The sequence below is a fragment of the Pseudomonas sp. C321 genome (genome assembly GCF_055407105.1).
This window is the reverse complement of sequence record NZ_JBUZRB010000002.1, coordinates 386,247-399,335: the sequence shown is the minus strand read 5'-3', so window position 1 is coordinate 399,335 and position 13,089 is coordinate 386,247. Positions and strand designations below refer to the sequence as shown.

The window sequence follows — 13,089 nt, the reverse complement described above, 5'->3', positions numbered from 1 at the left end:
CGCTCCTGCTGATTCAAATCAAGGCGAGTCTGCCTGAGCTGTTATTATCTGCCGTATCTATTCAGTACGGATTGATCCATGTCCTCTCGCGAAATCCGCATCGCCACCCGTAAAAGCGCCCTGGCCTTGTGGCAGGCCGAATACGTCAAAGCACGCCTTGAGCAGGCCCATCCCGACCTGAAGGTATCCCTGGTGCCCATGGTCAGTCGCGGCGACAAGCTGCTTGACTCGCCGCTGTCGAAAATCGGTGGCAAGGGGCTGTTCGTCAAGGAGCTGGAAACTGCTCTGCTGGAGAACGAGGCCGACATCGCCGTGCACTCGATGAAAGACGTGCCGATGGACTTCCCCGAAGGCCTGGGCCTGTTCTGCATCTGCGAGCGCGAAGATCCTCGCGATGCTTTTGTTTCCAATACCTACGCCTCCCTTGATGAATTGCCATTGGGCAGCATCGTCGGCACCTCTAGCCTGCGCCGCCAGGCCCAGTTGCTGACCCGCCGTCCAGACCTGCAAATCCGCTTCCTGCGTGGCAACGTCAACACCCGCCTGGCCAAGCTGGATGCTGGTGAATATGACGCAATCATCCTGGCCGCCGCCGGCCTGATTCGCTTGGGCTTCGAAAACCGCATCACCTCGGCCATCAGCGTTGAAGACAGCTTGCCAGCCGGCGGGCAGGGCGCCGTGGGCATTGAATGCCGCACGGCTGACAGCGAAATTCACGCGTTGCTCAAGCCCCTGGATCACCGCGATACCGAGATCCGGGTGACTGCAGAGCGTGCCCTGAACAAGCACCTTAACGGTGGCTGCCAAGTGCCGATTGCCTGCTACGCCGTTCTGGAAGGTGAAAACCTCTGGTTGCGAGGCCTAGTGGGTGATCCGAGTGGCGGCTTGCTGCTGACTGCCCAGATTCGCGGGCCGCAAAGTGAGGCTGCCAGCCTGGGGGTAAAAGTGGCCGAGGAACTGCTGGAAAAAGGTGCCGGCGCCATTCTGCAAGCAGTCTATGGCGAGGCCGGTCCGCAGTGACAGCTTGGCGTGTGCTGCTGACCCGGCCGGCAGATGAGTCTGTCGCCCTCGCTGCAACACTGTCCGAGCAGGGGATCTTCAGCAGCAGCTTGCCCTTGCTGGAAATCGAAGGCCTACCCACCACGGCCGAACAACAGACAGTTTTTCGCAACCTTGACCGCTATTGTGCGGTGATCGTTGTCAGCAAGCCGGCTGCACGGTTCGCACTGGGATTGCTGGCCCAATACGGGCCACGGACACCGGCTCAACCCTGGTTCAGCGTCGGTGCCGCGACGGCGCAAGTATTGGCCGGCCATGGCCTGGACGTCAGCTACCCCGAGAGCGGCGATGACAGCGAGGCCTTGCTTGAATTGCCCAGGTTGCGCGAGGCTATTGCAGGGCCCGATCCGCGCGTGTTGATCCTGCGGGGCGAGGGTGGGCGCGAGCTACTGGCTGAGCGTTTACGTGACCAAGGTGCTAGTGTCGATTATCTGGAGTTGTATCGCCGTTTCCTTGCGGCTTACGACACTGGCGTGCTGACGCAACGCATCGGCGCGGAACGCTTGAACGGCCTGGTGGTCAGCAGTGGGCAGGGTTTTTTACATCTGCAAGCTCTGGCGGGCGCCGACTGGCCGCGCGTGGCACAGATGCCGTTGTTCGTGCCCAGCCCGCGTGTCGCCGAAATGGCCCGTGCCGCTGGTGCAGAAAAAGTTGTGGATTGTCGCGGTGCGAGTGCCGCGGCTTTGCTAGTGGCGCTACGGAGCCAACCCGTTCCCACTCTCTAAACGCAAAGGATGGATACGTGAGCGAAACAGCCTTGCCTAAAGATGAAGCTCAGCCCGCGCTTGATGCGCCTGTTGAGACCCCAGTCACTGCGCCCCGCCGTGGTAACGGCCTGGCGATCCTGGCCTTGTTGCTCGGTGCCGCAGGCGTTGCGGCCGGTGGCTGGGGGATCTGGCAGGTCCGGGCCCTGCAAGCGAGCAGCCAGCAACAGCTGGGCCAGGTGCAAACCCTGGATGAACAATCCCAAGGCCTTAAGCAGAGCCAGCAGCAGTTGGCCGCACGCTTGGCGCAGTTGCCGGGAGCTGATGAGCTGGAAGAGCGTCGCCGTCTGGTAGCGCAACTGCAGGGTGATCAGCAGCGTTTGAGCCAGCGCCTGGAAACCGTGCTGGGCGCGAGCCGCAAGGACTGGCGCCTGGCCGAGGCCGAGCATCTGTTGCGCCTGGCCAGCCTGCGGCTGTCCGCCTTGCAAGATATCAACAGTGCCCAGGCGCTGGTCCAGGGCGCTGATGAAATCCTTCGTGAACAGAGCGATCCGGGTTCCTATGCTGCCCGTGAGCAGTTGGCCAAGAGCCTGGCGGCCCTGCGCAGCGTCGAGCAGCCGGATCGCACCGGGCTCTATCTGCAACTGGCGGCCCTGCGTGACCAAGTAGTGCAACTGGCCGCCACTTCTCCGGAATATCAGCTTCAGGACGCCCCCCAAGGACGCCCAACCACCGATGATGAAAACCGTTGGAGCCAATGGTGGGAGCAGATATCCCGCTATTTCCGTATCGACTTCAACCCTGATGACAACATTCGTCCACTGCTCGCCGGCCAAGGCCTGAACCAGGTTCGCCTGGCCCTTAGCCTGGCGCTGGAGCAGGCGCAATGGGCTGCCTTGAATGGCGAGCCGGCGGTCTACACCCGTTCGTTGGGCGAGGCCCGAAGCGTCTTGCAGGACAACTTCAATCAGAACAACCCGCAAAGCCAGGCAATGCTGGCACGCCTTGCCGAGCTTGAGCCCAAAGCTGTTTCGGTAGTGACGCCGGACTTGGCCGCGAGCCTGTCTGCGGTGCAGGCTTACCTTGAACGTCGTCATCTGTCTGCCGATGAAGCCAAGGCTTCCGCTGGCACGCCGGCGACCCAGGAGTAAAGCCGATGAAGCGTTTCTACGTGATCCTGGTGCTTGCGATTGCAGTTGCCCTGGCGCTGGCTGTGGGCATTTCGAAACACACCGGTTATGTGCTGATTACTTATCCCCACGTGCTGCATTACGAGTCCGGGCTGTGGTCGACGTTAGTGGCGGTGTTCGTCATCGGTTTGGCGATCTATTTGATCAGGGTGCTCCTGAGCCTGATGACCACCTCCGGTGGGGTGGTCAACCCGTGGTCGCGGCGTAACCGCAGTCGTCGGGTTCAGATCGCCATCGAGCAGGGGCAGATGGACTTGGCAGAAGGGCGCTGGGCCAGCGCCGAACGTCATTTGCAGCGTGCCGCCGAGGCCGAGCGCCAACCTCTGCTTTACTACCTCGGCGCCGCGCGGGCGGCCAATGAGCAGGGCCGCTACGAAGAGTCGGATGGCTTGCTGGAGCGTGCGCTTGAGCGTCAGCCCCAGGCCGAGCTGGCGGTGGCCTTGAGTCACGCGCAATTGCAGGTGGACCGTGGCGACACCGAAGCTGCCCTGGTGACTCTGCAGGCCATGCATGAACGCCATCCCCACAATGCTCAGGTGTTGCGTCAGTTGCAGCGGCTTTACCAGCAGCGTGGTGAATGGTCGTCGGTGATTCGGTTGTTGCCGCAGTTGCGCAAGGACAAGGTGTTGCCGTCGGCTGAACTGGCAGACCTGGAGCGTCGGGCATGGGGCGAGAACCTGACCCTGGCAGCCCAGCGTGAAGAACAAGGCGAGGCCAGTCTGCAATCCCTCGAACGTGCCTGGCAGCAGTTGACCTCGGCGCAGCGCCAGGAACCGCAACTGGTGCTGGCCTATGCCGAGCAACTGCGCCAGCTGGGCGCTGACGCAAAGGCCGAAGAGGTGCTGCGTGGGACGCTCAAGCGCGCCTATGACAGTCATCTGATCAGGCTTTATGGTTTGTTGCGCGGCGGTGATCCGGCGCGGCAATTGAAGTTTGCCGAAGGCTGGCTCAAGGACCATCCAGGAGATGCCAGCTTGTTACTGACCCTGGGCCGCCTGTGCTTGCAAAACAGCCTGTGGGGCAAGGCTCGGGACTATCTGGAAAGCAGTTTGCAGGTTCAGCGCAATCCCGAGGCCTGCGCCGAATTGGCACGGCTGTTAGCGCAGCTGGGCGACACCGAGCGCAGCAACCAATTATTTCAGGAAGGCCTGGGCCTGTTGGACAATCGCCTGCTGGCGTCACCGATACCGGTGCCCGCGCGGGTTTGAAGTAGGAAGTAGCGCAGGGTTGGCTCAGAACTGTCTGGTGACCAACCCTCAATACCGCCTGATAGGTGTGAATAAAACGGCTTGCAGGTAAATACCTACGCAGGCTTACGTTTAATCACCCTGATGCTGATGGGATATCCCTACGTTCTCGCGGAATCGTCTGCTCCAGCGCATATTGAAAGGGGTAAGGCCTTTCCTCTACCGTAACTACCTATCTCTTGCGTTGCGGATAAACAATGTCTTTGGCCCCCTCACGCTCCTTGTTCTTCCTGGCGTTTTTGGCTGGTTCGCTGACCTTGGGCGCGTCCTTTTACCTGGAATACGGTGCTCTTTTGCGCCCTTGTTTCTTGTGCATGGTCCAACGAATTTCGCTGGCAGCTTTCACGCTGATCAACCTTGTGGCTGCGATTCATGGCCCCAAGCGCTCCGGCATCTATCTGTATTGGTTGGCGAGCATGGGGTGTGCATTGCTGGGCGCCATCACGGCGGTGCGTCAGGTGCTGTTGCAAAACACCCCTCCAGAGCAATTGCCCAACTGCTGGCCCAGCCTGCAATACATGATTGAAAACCTGTCGCTCTGGCAGGCGCTGAAGCTGACATTCAAGGGCACCGTCGATTGCGTGGAAATCAACTGGACGCTGTTCGACTTGAGCATTGCGGAGTGGAGCCTGTTGTTCTTCGTCGCGATGCTGATTCTGGGAAGTACGCAGTTTTTCCGGCTGGTATTCAGTCTGCGTCTAAGGATGGCGCAGCACTGATTGAGCACCATAGGTCTGTAGGCGGGATTAAACACTTGTATGAACTTTCTCTCCTGCGTACCTTGAAGCCATAGTCTTGCGGGCATAATCTGGCCCGCACGCGTTATTGAAACAGTTTGTTCGATGCGGCTTTGTCCGGTTGCCGCTTTAATCTTGAAGTGTTGCGCGGGCAAAGGACGGCACCGCCCATAAGGGAAGAGAGATCATCATGCTGGAAAGTTGTCAGAATGCTCAGGAACGTTGGGGTGGTGTGCACAAACTGATCGATGGTTGGTTGAAGGCGCGTCACGAACTGGTTCGGGCCTATGATGCTCTCGGTGCCAAGCCCGAAGCGCTAGCTGAGAATCGCAAGCTTTTGCAGGAGTTTTGTGGTGTCTTGGTGGATTACGTGTCTGCTGGCCACTTCGGTGTTTATGAGCAGTTGACCAAGGAAGCAGAAGCTTTCGACGATCAGCGAGGTCTTGACTTGGCTGAGACGATTTACCCACGCATCGACGTCATCACCGAAAAGCTCCTGGCCTTCAACGATCTTTGCGACAAGGGCGAGTGCGTTGCGGCGAAATTCAAAGAGTTGGGCGGTCTGCTCCATGAGCGCTTTGAGCTGGAAGATTGCCTGATCGAGGTGCTGCACAACGCCCACAAGGAAGAGCCGGTAGCACAGGCTTGATAGGTCGCTGCAGGATCAAAAAACGGTGCGCATTGCGCACCGTTTTTCGTTGAGTTCAGGCACTTGTGCCGAGCAGCTCAATTTCGAATACCAGCGGCGTGTAGGGCGCGATCAACTCGCCTGCACCGTCAGTGCCATAGGCTTGTGCCGATGGGATCACCAGGCGCCATTTCGCCCCGACCGGCATCTGTTGCAACGCGTTGCGCCAGCCAGTGATCACACTGTCCAGGCGAAACCATTGGGGCTGTGCGCTCTGATCGAAGATCGTCCCATCGGGCAGCCGCCCCACATACTTCACTTGAACCCGATCGTTGGGCCCCGGTTTTTTTCCGGCGCCGGGGGTCAGTTCGGTTAGCAAGATTCCGTCTGCCAATTCGTGCACACCGGTTTTGGTTTTTTCCGTGGCTAAAAAACGCTGTTCGGCGGCGAGTGCTTTTTCGCTTTGCGGAACTTGCGCCTCTGCTGTGCTCTGGGCTTCATGCTGAGCCAGGATCTGTTCGATGCGCGCGTCATCCAGAGCCAGAGGCTTGCCTTGATAGGCCTGCTTGAGTCCGTCGATCAAGGCCTGGATTTGCAGGTTGGGGACTTCCTGGCGCAAGCGTTCACCCAGGCTGGCGCCTAGGCTGTAGGCGAGATCATGGCTGTCGTTAGACGGGGCTTGGTCATTTGCCTGGGCTGCGTAAATCGACAAACTCAACACTAAAAAAAGGTAACGCGACATGGGCGTTCTCCAGCCGAAAGTGCGTTGGATTATGCCAGTGTGAGTGCCCAAAAAGTGGAGCGGCTTTTTGTTATATCGATAAGAATTTTGACGCTGTGCAACGCAAGGCATTCGATACTGTCAACATGCCCTAGCGGCGGCAAGAGCAGAGAGCTAGTATGAGCCGCACCCACGTCAGCCAGGAGGTAAACCATGTCGGCCAAACAGAAGCCTGTAAATACCCCATTGCACTTGCTCCAACAGCTATCGAGCAGCCTGCTCGAACATTTGGAAAGTGCGTGTTCCCAAGCCTTGGCTGATGCTGAGAAGTTGCTCGCCAAGTTGGAAAAACAACGCGGCAAGGCTCAGGAAAAACTGCACAAATCCCGCACCAAACTGCAAGACGCCGCAACCGCCGGCAAAGCCAAGGCACAAGCCAAAGCCAAGGGCGCAGTCAAAGAACTTGAGGACTTGCTCGACGCCCTCAAAGGTCGTCAGTCCGAAACCCGCACCTACATTCTGCAACTCAAGCGCGATGCTCAAGAGAGCCTGAAATTGGCTCAGGGTATTGGTCGTGTGAAAGAAGCCGTTGGTAAGGTCTTGGGCTCCCGCGCACCGGCCAAACCGGCTGCGGCGAGCGCATCGAAAAAGCCTGCGAGCAAAGCAGTTGCTGCCAAGGCGCCTGCAAAAGCTGTAGCCAAGCCTGCGGTTAAAGCACCCGCTAAAGCTGCTGCGAAACCAGCTGCTAAAACCGCTGCTGCGAAACCAGCCGCCAAGACAGTTGCTAAAGCCGCTGCTGCAAAACCGGTCGCCAAGCCAGCTGCTAAAGCCGCTGCTGCGAAACCAGCCGCCAAGCCAGCTGCTAAAGCCGCTGCTGCAAAACCGGTCGCCAAGCCAGCAGTTAAAACCGCTGCTGCAAAACCAGCTGCCAAGCCAGTTGCTAAAACTGCTGCTGCAAAACCGGCCGCCAAGCCAGTTGCTAAAACCGCTGCTGCGAAACCAGCTGCCAAGCCGGCTGCTAAAACCGCTGCTGCAAAACCGGCCGCCAAGCCAGCTGCTAAACCTGCTGCTGCAAAGCCGGCCGTCAAGCCAGCCGCCGCTAAACCTGCTGTAGCAAAACCAGCCGCTATCGCTGCCAAGCCAGCTACCCCGGCCGCACCGGCTGCCAGCGTCGCGCCGGCCAGCAGCACCCCTGCACCGGCAAGCACCACCCCAACCAGCGCTTCCTAAGTGCCGGTGATCGCGACGCGCAGCTGATGCAGCGCGTCGCGGTCAAGGTTGGCGGCTTCGGTCGCCAGTCCTTCAAGCCAGGTACCTTGATCGGTCGCCTCGCCCAATGGCCATATCTGCGCCAGGGTTTCCAGGCGCGACAGCAATTGCCGTTCGGCATCCAGCTCCAGGGCCTTGACCCGCTCCCGTAACACTCCCAACTCGGCATCCTGCTGCGCCATGGCACGCCATTGCTTGCGCACGTGTCGTAGGGGTTCGACCACCTTGGCCTGCCAGGGATCTGCGATCTGTCGCAGCGCCTGCAAGCGCCGCTGTTCGAACGCCACGCCACGCTGATCCAGCCACAACCCACACAGCAACAGGCATACATCGGCCCCTTGACCCTGCAGGCGCAGGCAAGCGTCCTCGATACCCGGGCGGGCGTAGGTCAATAGGGCAAAGCTCCACAGGTCAGCGCACATATTCCCCCCAAGCCAGCGGTCAACGAAGCTGGTAGACTCCGCCGCCATTATGATCCGACTTCAAAGCCTAACATTACAGCGTGGCCCGCAACGTCTTCTTGAAGACGCCGAGCTAATCCTGCACGCCGGTCACAAAGCCGGCCTGATCGGTGCCAACGGCGCCGGCAAATCCACGTTGTTTGCCTTGTTGCTGGGCGAGATGACTCCCGATTCTGGGGATTGTCTGCTGCCGGCCGACTGGCGAATCGCCCATATGCGCCAGGAGATCGACACCCTGGACCGCATCGCGATCGACTACGTGCTCGATGGCGACCTGCGCCTGCGCCAGGTGCAACACGACCTGGCTGAGGCCGAGAAGTCCCAGGACGGCGCCGCACAGGCCCGCCTGCATGCCGAGTTGGACAGCGCCGATGGTTACACCGCCGACGCCCGCGCCCGCAAGATGCTGGCTGGCCTCGGATTCACCAACGAACAAATGGATCGCCCGGTCGCGGACTTCTCCGGTGGCTGGCGCATGCGCCTTAACCTGGCCCAAGCGCTGATGTGTCCCTCGGACTTGCTGCTGCTCGATGAACCGACCAACCACTTGGATCTTGATGCGATTCTGTGGCTGGAAGACTTTCTAAAAGCTTACACGGGCACTCTGTTGCTGATTTCCCACGACCGGGACTTCCTCGACGCCGTGGTCGACAACATTGCCCACATCGAACAGAAAAAAATCACCCTCTATCGCGGTGGTTACAGCGCGTTCGAGCGTGCCCGTGCCGAACGCCTTGCCCAACAGCAACAAGCCTACGAGAAGCAACAGGTGCAACGGGCGCACATGGAAAGCTACATCGCCCGGTTCAAGGCCCAGGCCACCAAGGCCCGTCAGGCCCAGAGCCGGATCAAGGCCCTGGAACGCATGGAAGAACTGTCGGCGGCCCACGTCGATTCACCGTTCGACTTTGTGTTCCGCGAGTCGCTGAAAATCTCCAGCCCCTTGCTCGACCTGTCCGATGCTCGCCTGGGCTACGGTGATAAAACCATCCTGGAGAAGGTCAAGCTGCAACTCGCGCCGGGCGCGCGGATCGGTTTGCTCGGCCCCAACGGTGCGGGCAAGTCCACGCTGATCAAAAACCTTTCCGGCGATCTGCAACCCCTGGCCGGCCGCCTGGTGCGTGGCGAGAACCTGGTGGTGGGCTACTTCGCCCAGCATCAGTTGGACTCTCTCGACTCCAAGGCCAGCCCGTTGTTGCACTTGCAGCGCCTGGCGCCCACCGAACGGGAGCAGGTCCTGCGCGACTTCCTCGGCGGGTTTGACTTCCGTGGCGCGCGCATCGACGAGCCGGTGCTGAATTTTTCCGGCGGCGAAAAAGCTCGTCTGGCCCTGGCGTTGATCGCCTGGGGCCGGCCGAACCTGTTGCTGCTCGATGAGCCGACTAACCACCTGGACCTGGAAATGCGCCTGGCGCTGACCATGGCCCTGCAGGAGTTCACCGGCGCCGTGCTGGTGGTGTCTCACGATCGGCACTTGCTCAAGAGCACCACCGATAATTTCCTGCTGGTGGCCGATGGCAAGGTTGAAGAGTTCGACGGAGACCTGGAAGACTATGCCCGCTGGCTGACGGACTATCGTCTACGCCACGCGCCGGCCAGCAACACTCCGATCAATCCCGACAAAACCGACAAGAAGGCCCAGCGCCAGGCCGCCGCCGCGCTGCGTCAGCAACTGGCACCCCACAAGCGCGAAGCCGACAAGCTGGAAGCCGAGTTGGGCAAGGTCCACGAGAAGCTGGCGAAGATCGAAACCAGTCTCGGTGACAGCGCCGTGTACGAACCTGCGCGCAAGGACGAGTTGCGCGACCTGCTGGCCGAACAGGCCAAGCTCAAGGTGCGTGAAGCGCAATTGGAAGAAACCTGGATGGAATCCCTCGAACTGCTGGAAAGCCTGCAAGCAGAGCTGGAGGCGCTGTCCTGATGGAAGCGTTGCACCTACCGCTGCCGCCGCAATGGGTCGAGCCTATATGGGTCGGCGTGCAAATCCTGCTGATCCTGCTGGCCGGCTACCTTACCCAGCGTTTTGTCGCCAGGTGCCTGACCCGTCTGGGCGAGCATTATCCGTTCCCGCCGCAACTGTTGATGCCCCTGCGCGGCGGCCTGCGCTGGCTGATCATGGGCAGTGCGCTGATCTTTGTACTGGAGCGCCTCGGCGTTTCTGCCACGGTGCTGTGGACTGCGCTGTCGGGTTTTGTCGCCGTGGCAGCGGTAGCGTTCTTCGCCATATGGTCGGTGCTGTCCAACCTGCTCTGCGCCATTTTGATCTTCACCGTTGGGCCGTTTCGCCTCGGAGATGTGGTCGAGTTGGTGGACACCGTCGACAAACCGGGCGTCAAAGGACGAGTGGTGGCGATCAACCTGCTCTACACCACGCTGATTGAAGTGGAGGAGGCGGGGACCGGCAGCGTCATGGTGCAAGTGCCCAACAGCCTGTTCTTCCAGCGCTCGGTGCGCCGTTGGCGCGGCACCGATGTAACACCTTTGTAGGCGTGAGCGCTCCTACAGAAAAAACTGTAGCCATTGTTCGGGTGCCGGGGTTAGTTTAAGAAATATTCAGCAAACTCTCCCCGAGGTGTGTAATGGCGCTCGACACATGGCTGGCCTTTTTCCTGGCCAGTTGGATCATCAGTCTCTCTCCTGGCGCGGGCGCCATCGCCTCGATGTCCAGTGGCCTGCAATACGGTTTCCTGCGCGGCTACTGGAACGCCCTGGGCCTGCAACTGGGCCTGGCAATGCAGATTGCCGTGGTTGCCGGCGGCCTGGGCGCGATTCTCGCCACATCGTCCACTGCCTTCTACGCAATCAAATGGTTTGGCGTGGCCTACCTCGTATACCTGGCCATCAAGCAATGGCGCGCACTGCCGGCCGACCTGACCGATGACGCAGCGGTTCGCCCCATCGGCAAGCCGTTGGCGATGATGTTTCGTGGCTTCCTGGTAAATGCCAGCAACCCCAAGGCTCTGGTGTTCATGCTGGCGGTGCTGCCGCAGTTCGTGAACCCGCAGGCTCCGCTGCTGATTCAGTACCTGATCTTGGGCGCGACGATGATCTGCGTGGATATGATTGTGATGGCGGGCTACACGGGGCTGGCGTCGAAAGTGTTGCGGTTGTTGCGCACGCCCAAACAACAGAAACGTATGAACCGTACGTTTGCCGGGTTGTTTGTGGGCGCGGCGGGTTTCCTCGCCAGCCTGCATCGCACAACGGCCTGACGGAAGAAGCCGAATAAAAATGTGGGAGCTGGCTTGCCTGCGATAGCATCACCACGGTGTAACTGATACACTGAGGCGTTTGCATCGCAGGCAAGCCAGCTCCCACATTTGATTTGTGTATCAGCGCAGAATTTTCGGCGCTTCATCTCGTGGCAAGTTATTGCGCAATGCAGGCTGTCCAGGTTGCTCCTGATAGCCGCTACCCAGTTGCTCCTGCAACTGGCGCGCTACATCTTCCCCCAACGCCTTCGACACTTCGCGCACTACCCGTGGCCGGCTCAGGCTGACTTTGACGTCGCGACTGTTCACCAGCTTGGTGTCCTGTCCCTCGCCCATGGCGGTAAACGCCGAGGTGATCTCAAGGGTGCGGGTGTTGATCAGGCTGAAATCGGCCACCAGGGTCAGGCCCAGGATCGCCGAGTAGCTGTTGGTGTTGTCCAGGGCGTTGATGTCCTGGGTGAAGTCGATGTCCGACAAGGTGCCGAACAGCACGTAGTCGGCGCCCTTGAAGTTGCCCGCCTTGATGCGCTTGATCACGTCGTAGACGTCGCCCTTGGCATCAGCGGTATAGGGCGTGCCCTGTACCAACTGAAACTGCCGCGACTTGAGGATCTCGCCCTTGATGTCGCCCGTGAATTTACGCAACTCGGTCTGTTCGATGTAGCTGTTGCGGCTTTCGAACTCGCTGTAGCTCGACGAACCACTGGCGTTGTAGGCGCTGGCCTGGAAGTTGTTGTTGGCCGAGACCGCGTGGATGTACTCCTCCACTCGTGCCTCGTAGGCCAGGTCAGTGACTGCGATCTTGGGTGCGGCCGAGGCGCCAAAGGCGCACAGCAGGCCGATTATGCCGATCCATGCACGCATTGCTTAGCGCTCCGTGGTCTTGCGGATTTCTTTTTCGTCCATCCATTCGGCCAGGCCGCTTTCGACGTCGATCAGCTGAAGGCTGAACTTGTAGAACACGTCCTTGTAGTCAGCGCTGCGCTTGACGATGGAGCTGATGGAGCCTTCCAGCCGGTACTTGGCGGCGATCATGTTACCGGTCTTGTTGACCGTGGCCTTCTTGTACAGGCCGCTCTGGTTTTGCAGCTTGAGCTGGTCGACCTGGCTTTGCATGTCGGTGTTGTCGCTGGCAAAACGCGCGGTGCCGGTCTTCATCAACTGGGTCTTGATCGAGGTGGTGATTTCGCGCGTGTCGATGTATTCGCTGGTCTTGTTCTTCACGTCGTACACCTGCACCACCGGGCGACCGTGGAGGATGCCGGACTGGGCCAGGGAGCGGGTCATGCTTTCGGCGATCATCTGCAGGTCGGTGGAACCGAACTCGTTGGTCACCAGTTCCACGGCCTTGGTGTCGCCGTAACTGATGTTTTTCCCGCCGATGACCGGCGAGGTGTTGGCGCAACCGCTGGCCAAAACGGCGACCACGGCGAGGAACGAAAAGCGTGCAAGCATGGGGATGTCTCTCTGAAGCTTAATAGGGGGGTGGATCACGGCGTTTTTACTTCAAGGCGGAAGTCGGCAGCCTGGGGCAGGTTGGCGATAGCCGGCAGGAAGGTGGCCTGGTTGGCGTAGAGCGTCAGCACTTTCCAGGTCTCTTCATCGCCCACCGGGAAACCATCGGCACCTAACCAGGCGAAGCGGTAATACATCATCTGGTTGCTGCTGGTGATGTTGCTCAGTTGCACCTTGGCGGTCATGAAGCCGTTTTCCCGGGCGACGCGGATTGCGCCCACGGCGATGCCCTTGAACTTGCCCATCACCACGATTTTGCTCGCAGCGCTGCCCGGTTCCGGTGGCGGCGTGGCGCAGCCGGCGAGCAGGACCAGCGCCAGGGCGCCGAAAATGAAATGACGCATAG

Annotated in this window: 15 protein-coding genes and 1 pseudogene; 10 read left to right on the top strand and 6 right to left on the bottom strand. The window is 59.9% G+C overall.

Features of this window, described 5'->3' with window-relative positions; genetic code table 11:
* Window positions 1-78: 78 nt before the first annotated feature.
* The gene (gene hemC / locus ACZRJ6_RS07830; RefSeq protein ID WP_463967656.1) at window positions 79-1,020 is read left to right on the top strand and encodes a hydroxymethylbilane synthase; all 942 of its coding nucleotides are present in this window, start codon (window positions 79-81) and stop codon (window positions 1,018-1,020) included.
* On the opposite strand, the pseudogene ACZRJ6_RS07825 reads toward hemC, so the two are convergent.
* Window positions 968-1,096, bottom strand: a pseudogene (locus ACZRJ6_RS07825) (hypothetical protein); the annotation flags it as partial. The gene hemC and the pseudogene ACZRJ6_RS07825 overlap by 53 nt on opposite strands.
* Between ACZRJ6_RS07825 and ACZRJ6_RS07820 the strand changes: the two are divergent.
* The 5 genes from ACZRJ6_RS07820 to rsd all read left to right on the top strand — a co-directional run bounded on the left by ACZRJ6_RS07820 (window position 1,035) and on the right by rsd (window position 5,586).
* Window positions 1,035-1,784 (top strand): uroporphyrinogen-III synthase, encoded by a 750-nt coding sequence (locus tag ACZRJ6_RS07820; RefSeq protein WP_463967924.1) that lies wholly within the window; start codon window positions 1,035-1,037, stop codon window positions 1,782-1,784. The pseudogene ACZRJ6_RS07825 and the gene ACZRJ6_RS07820 sit on opposite strands and share 62 nt — an antisense overlap.
* A 17-nt stretch (window positions 1,785-1,801) precedes the next feature.
* A complete protein-coding gene (locus tag ACZRJ6_RS07815; RefSeq protein WP_463967657.1) occupies window positions 1,802-2,914 on the top strand; it encodes a uroporphyrinogen-III C-methyltransferase in 1,113 nt (370 codons plus the stop codon).
* A 5-nt stretch (window positions 2,915-2,919) separates the two neighbouring features.
* Entirely contained in the window at window positions 2,920-4,161 is a 1,242-nt protein-coding gene (locus ACZRJ6_RS07810; protein ID WP_463967658.1) for a heme biosynthesis HemY N-terminal domain-containing protein, read from the top strand.
* A gap of 236 nt (window positions 4,162-4,397) precedes the next feature.
* Window positions 4,398-4,919, top strand: a complete 522-nt coding sequence (locus ACZRJ6_RS07805) for a disulfide bond formation protein B (RefSeq protein WP_463967659.1) — start codon at window positions 4,398-4,400, stop codon at window positions 4,917-4,919.
* 208 nt (window positions 4,920-5,127) lie between these two features.
* Window positions 5,128-5,586: a sigma D regulator gene (gene rsd / locus ACZRJ6_RS07800; RefSeq protein ID WP_133100813.1), complete on the top strand. Its 459-nt coding sequence runs from the start codon at window positions 5,128-5,130 to the stop codon at window positions 5,584-5,586.
* Between the two features lie 55 nt (window positions 5,587-5,641).
* On the opposite strand, the gene ACZRJ6_RS07795 is transcribed toward rsd, so the two are convergent.
* Complete coding sequence (locus ACZRJ6_RS07795) at window positions 5,642-6,307, bottom strand: FKBP-type peptidyl-prolyl cis-trans isomerase (protein WP_463967660.1); 666 nt, start codon at window positions 6,305-6,307, stop codon at window positions 5,642-5,644.
* A 192-nt stretch (window positions 6,308-6,499) separates the two neighbouring features.
* Here ACZRJ6_RS07795 and ACZRJ6_RS07790 point away from each other — a divergent pair, with 192 nt between their 5' ends.
* Window positions 6,500-7,516: an AlgP family protein gene (locus ACZRJ6_RS07790; RefSeq protein ID WP_463967661.1), complete on the top strand. Its 1,017-nt coding sequence runs from the start codon at window positions 6,500-6,502 to the stop codon at window positions 7,514-7,516.
* Here ACZRJ6_RS07790 and ACZRJ6_RS07785 read toward each other — a convergent pair.
* A complete protein-coding gene (locus ACZRJ6_RS07785) occupies window positions 7,513-7,977 on the bottom strand; it encodes a TIGR02444 family protein (RefSeq protein WP_463967662.1) in 465 nt (154 codons plus the stop codon). The two genes, ACZRJ6_RS07790 and ACZRJ6_RS07785, sit on opposite strands and share 4 nt — an antisense overlap.
* Window positions 7,978-8,026: 49 nt before the next feature.
* On the opposite strand from ACZRJ6_RS07785, the gene ACZRJ6_RS07780 reads away from it, so the two are divergent.
* The 3 genes from ACZRJ6_RS07780 to ACZRJ6_RS07770 all read left to right on the top strand — a co-directional run bounded on the left by ACZRJ6_RS07780 (window position 8,027) and on the right by ACZRJ6_RS07770 (window position 11,228).
* Window positions 8,027-9,937 carry an ATP-binding cassette domain-containing protein gene (locus ACZRJ6_RS07780; protein ID WP_463967663.1) on the top strand — a complete coding sequence of 637 codons (1,911 nt, stop codon included), beginning with the start codon at window positions 8,027-8,029 and terminating at the stop codon, window positions 9,935-9,937.
* Window positions 9,937-10,503, top strand: coding sequence for a mechanosensitive ion channel domain-containing protein (locus ACZRJ6_RS07775; protein WP_463967664.1), 567 nt, complete (start codon window positions 9,937-9,939; stop codon window positions 10,501-10,503). Before ACZRJ6_RS07780 ends, ACZRJ6_RS07775 begins: the two co-directional genes overlap by 1 nt.
* A 92-nt stretch (window positions 10,504-10,595) precedes the next feature.
* Window positions 10,596-11,228, top strand: a complete 633-nt coding sequence (locus ACZRJ6_RS07770; protein ID WP_463967665.1) for a LysE family transporter — start codon at window positions 10,596-10,598, stop codon at window positions 11,226-11,228.
* Window positions 11,229-11,348: 120 nt separating this feature from the next.
* Here ACZRJ6_RS07770 and ACZRJ6_RS07765 read toward each other — a convergent pair whose 3' ends face one another.
* Genes ACZRJ6_RS07765 through ACZRJ6_RS07755 form a run of 3 tightly spaced genes read right to left on the bottom strand, consistent with a single transcriptional unit; the run spans window position 11,349 to window position 13,087 of the window.
* Entirely contained in the window at window positions 11,349-12,092 is a 744-nt protein-coding gene (locus tag ACZRJ6_RS07765) for a penicillin-binding protein activator LpoB (protein WP_463967666.1), read from the bottom strand.
* 3 nt (window positions 12,093-12,095) lie between these two features.
* On the bottom strand, window positions 12,096-12,683 hold the full coding sequence (lpoB, locus tag ACZRJ6_RS07760) for a penicillin-binding protein activator LpoB (protein WP_463967667.1): 588 nt from the start codon (window positions 12,681-12,683) through the stop codon (window positions 12,096-12,098).
* A 35-nt stretch (window positions 12,684-12,718) separates the two neighbouring features.
* Complete coding sequence (locus ACZRJ6_RS07755) at window positions 12,719-13,087, bottom strand: YcfL family putative periplasmic lipoprotein (RefSeq protein ID WP_133100822.1); 369 nt, start codon at window positions 13,085-13,087, stop codon at window positions 12,719-12,721.
* Between the last annotated feature and the right edge of the window lie 2 nt (window positions 13,088-13,089).

Bases quoted from the DNA above. Each gene is read 5' to 3' on its own strand.
- hemC (WP_463967656.1), top strand. From the start codon at position 79: ATGTCCTCTCGCGAAATCCGCATCGCCACCCGTAAAAGCGCCCTGGCC.
- ACZRJ6_RS07810 (WP_463967658.1), top strand. From the start codon at position 2,920: ATGAAGCGTTTCTACGTGATCCTGGTGCTTGCGATTGCAGTTGCCCTG.
- ACZRJ6_RS07805 (WP_463967659.1), top strand. From the start codon at position 4,398: ATGTCTTTGGCCCCCTCACGCTCCTTGTTCTTCCTGGCGTTTTTGGCT.
- rsd (WP_133100813.1), top strand. From the start codon at position 5,128: ATGCTGGAAAGTTGTCAGAATGCTCAGGAACGTTGGGGTGGTGTGCAC.
- ACZRJ6_RS07795 (WP_463967660.1), bottom strand. From the start codon at position 6,307: ATGTCGCGTTACCTTTTTTTAGTGTTGAGTTTGTCGATTTACGCAGCC.
- ACZRJ6_RS07790 (WP_463967661.1), top strand. From the start codon at position 6,500: ATGTCGGCCAAACAGAAGCCTGTAAATACCCCATTGCACTTGCTCCAA.
- ACZRJ6_RS07785 (WP_463967662.1), bottom strand. From the start codon at position 7,977: ATGTGCGCTGACCTGTGGAGCTTTGCCCTATTGACCTACGCCCGCCCG.
- ACZRJ6_RS07780 (WP_463967663.1), top strand. From the start codon at position 8,027: ATGATCCGACTTCAAAGCCTAACATTACAGCGTGGCCCGCAACGTCTT.
- ACZRJ6_RS07775 (WP_463967664.1), top strand. From the start codon at position 9,937: ATGGAAGCGTTGCACCTACCGCTGCCGCCGCAATGGGTCGAGCCTATA.
- ACZRJ6_RS07770 (WP_463967665.1), top strand. From the start codon at position 10,596: ATGGCGCTCGACACATGGCTGGCCTTTTTCCTGGCCAGTTGGATCATC.
- ACZRJ6_RS07765 (WP_463967666.1), bottom strand. From the start codon at position 12,092: ATGCGTGCATGGATCGGCATAATCGGCCTGCTGTGCGCCTTTGGCGCC.
- lpoB (WP_463967667.1), bottom strand. From the start codon at position 12,683: ATGCTTGCACGCTTTTCGTTCCTCGCCGTGGTCGCCGTTTTGGCCAGC.
- ACZRJ6_RS07755 (WP_133100822.1), bottom strand. From the start codon at position 13,087: ATGCGTCATTTCATTTTCGGCGCCCTGGCGCTGGTCCTGCTCGCCGGC.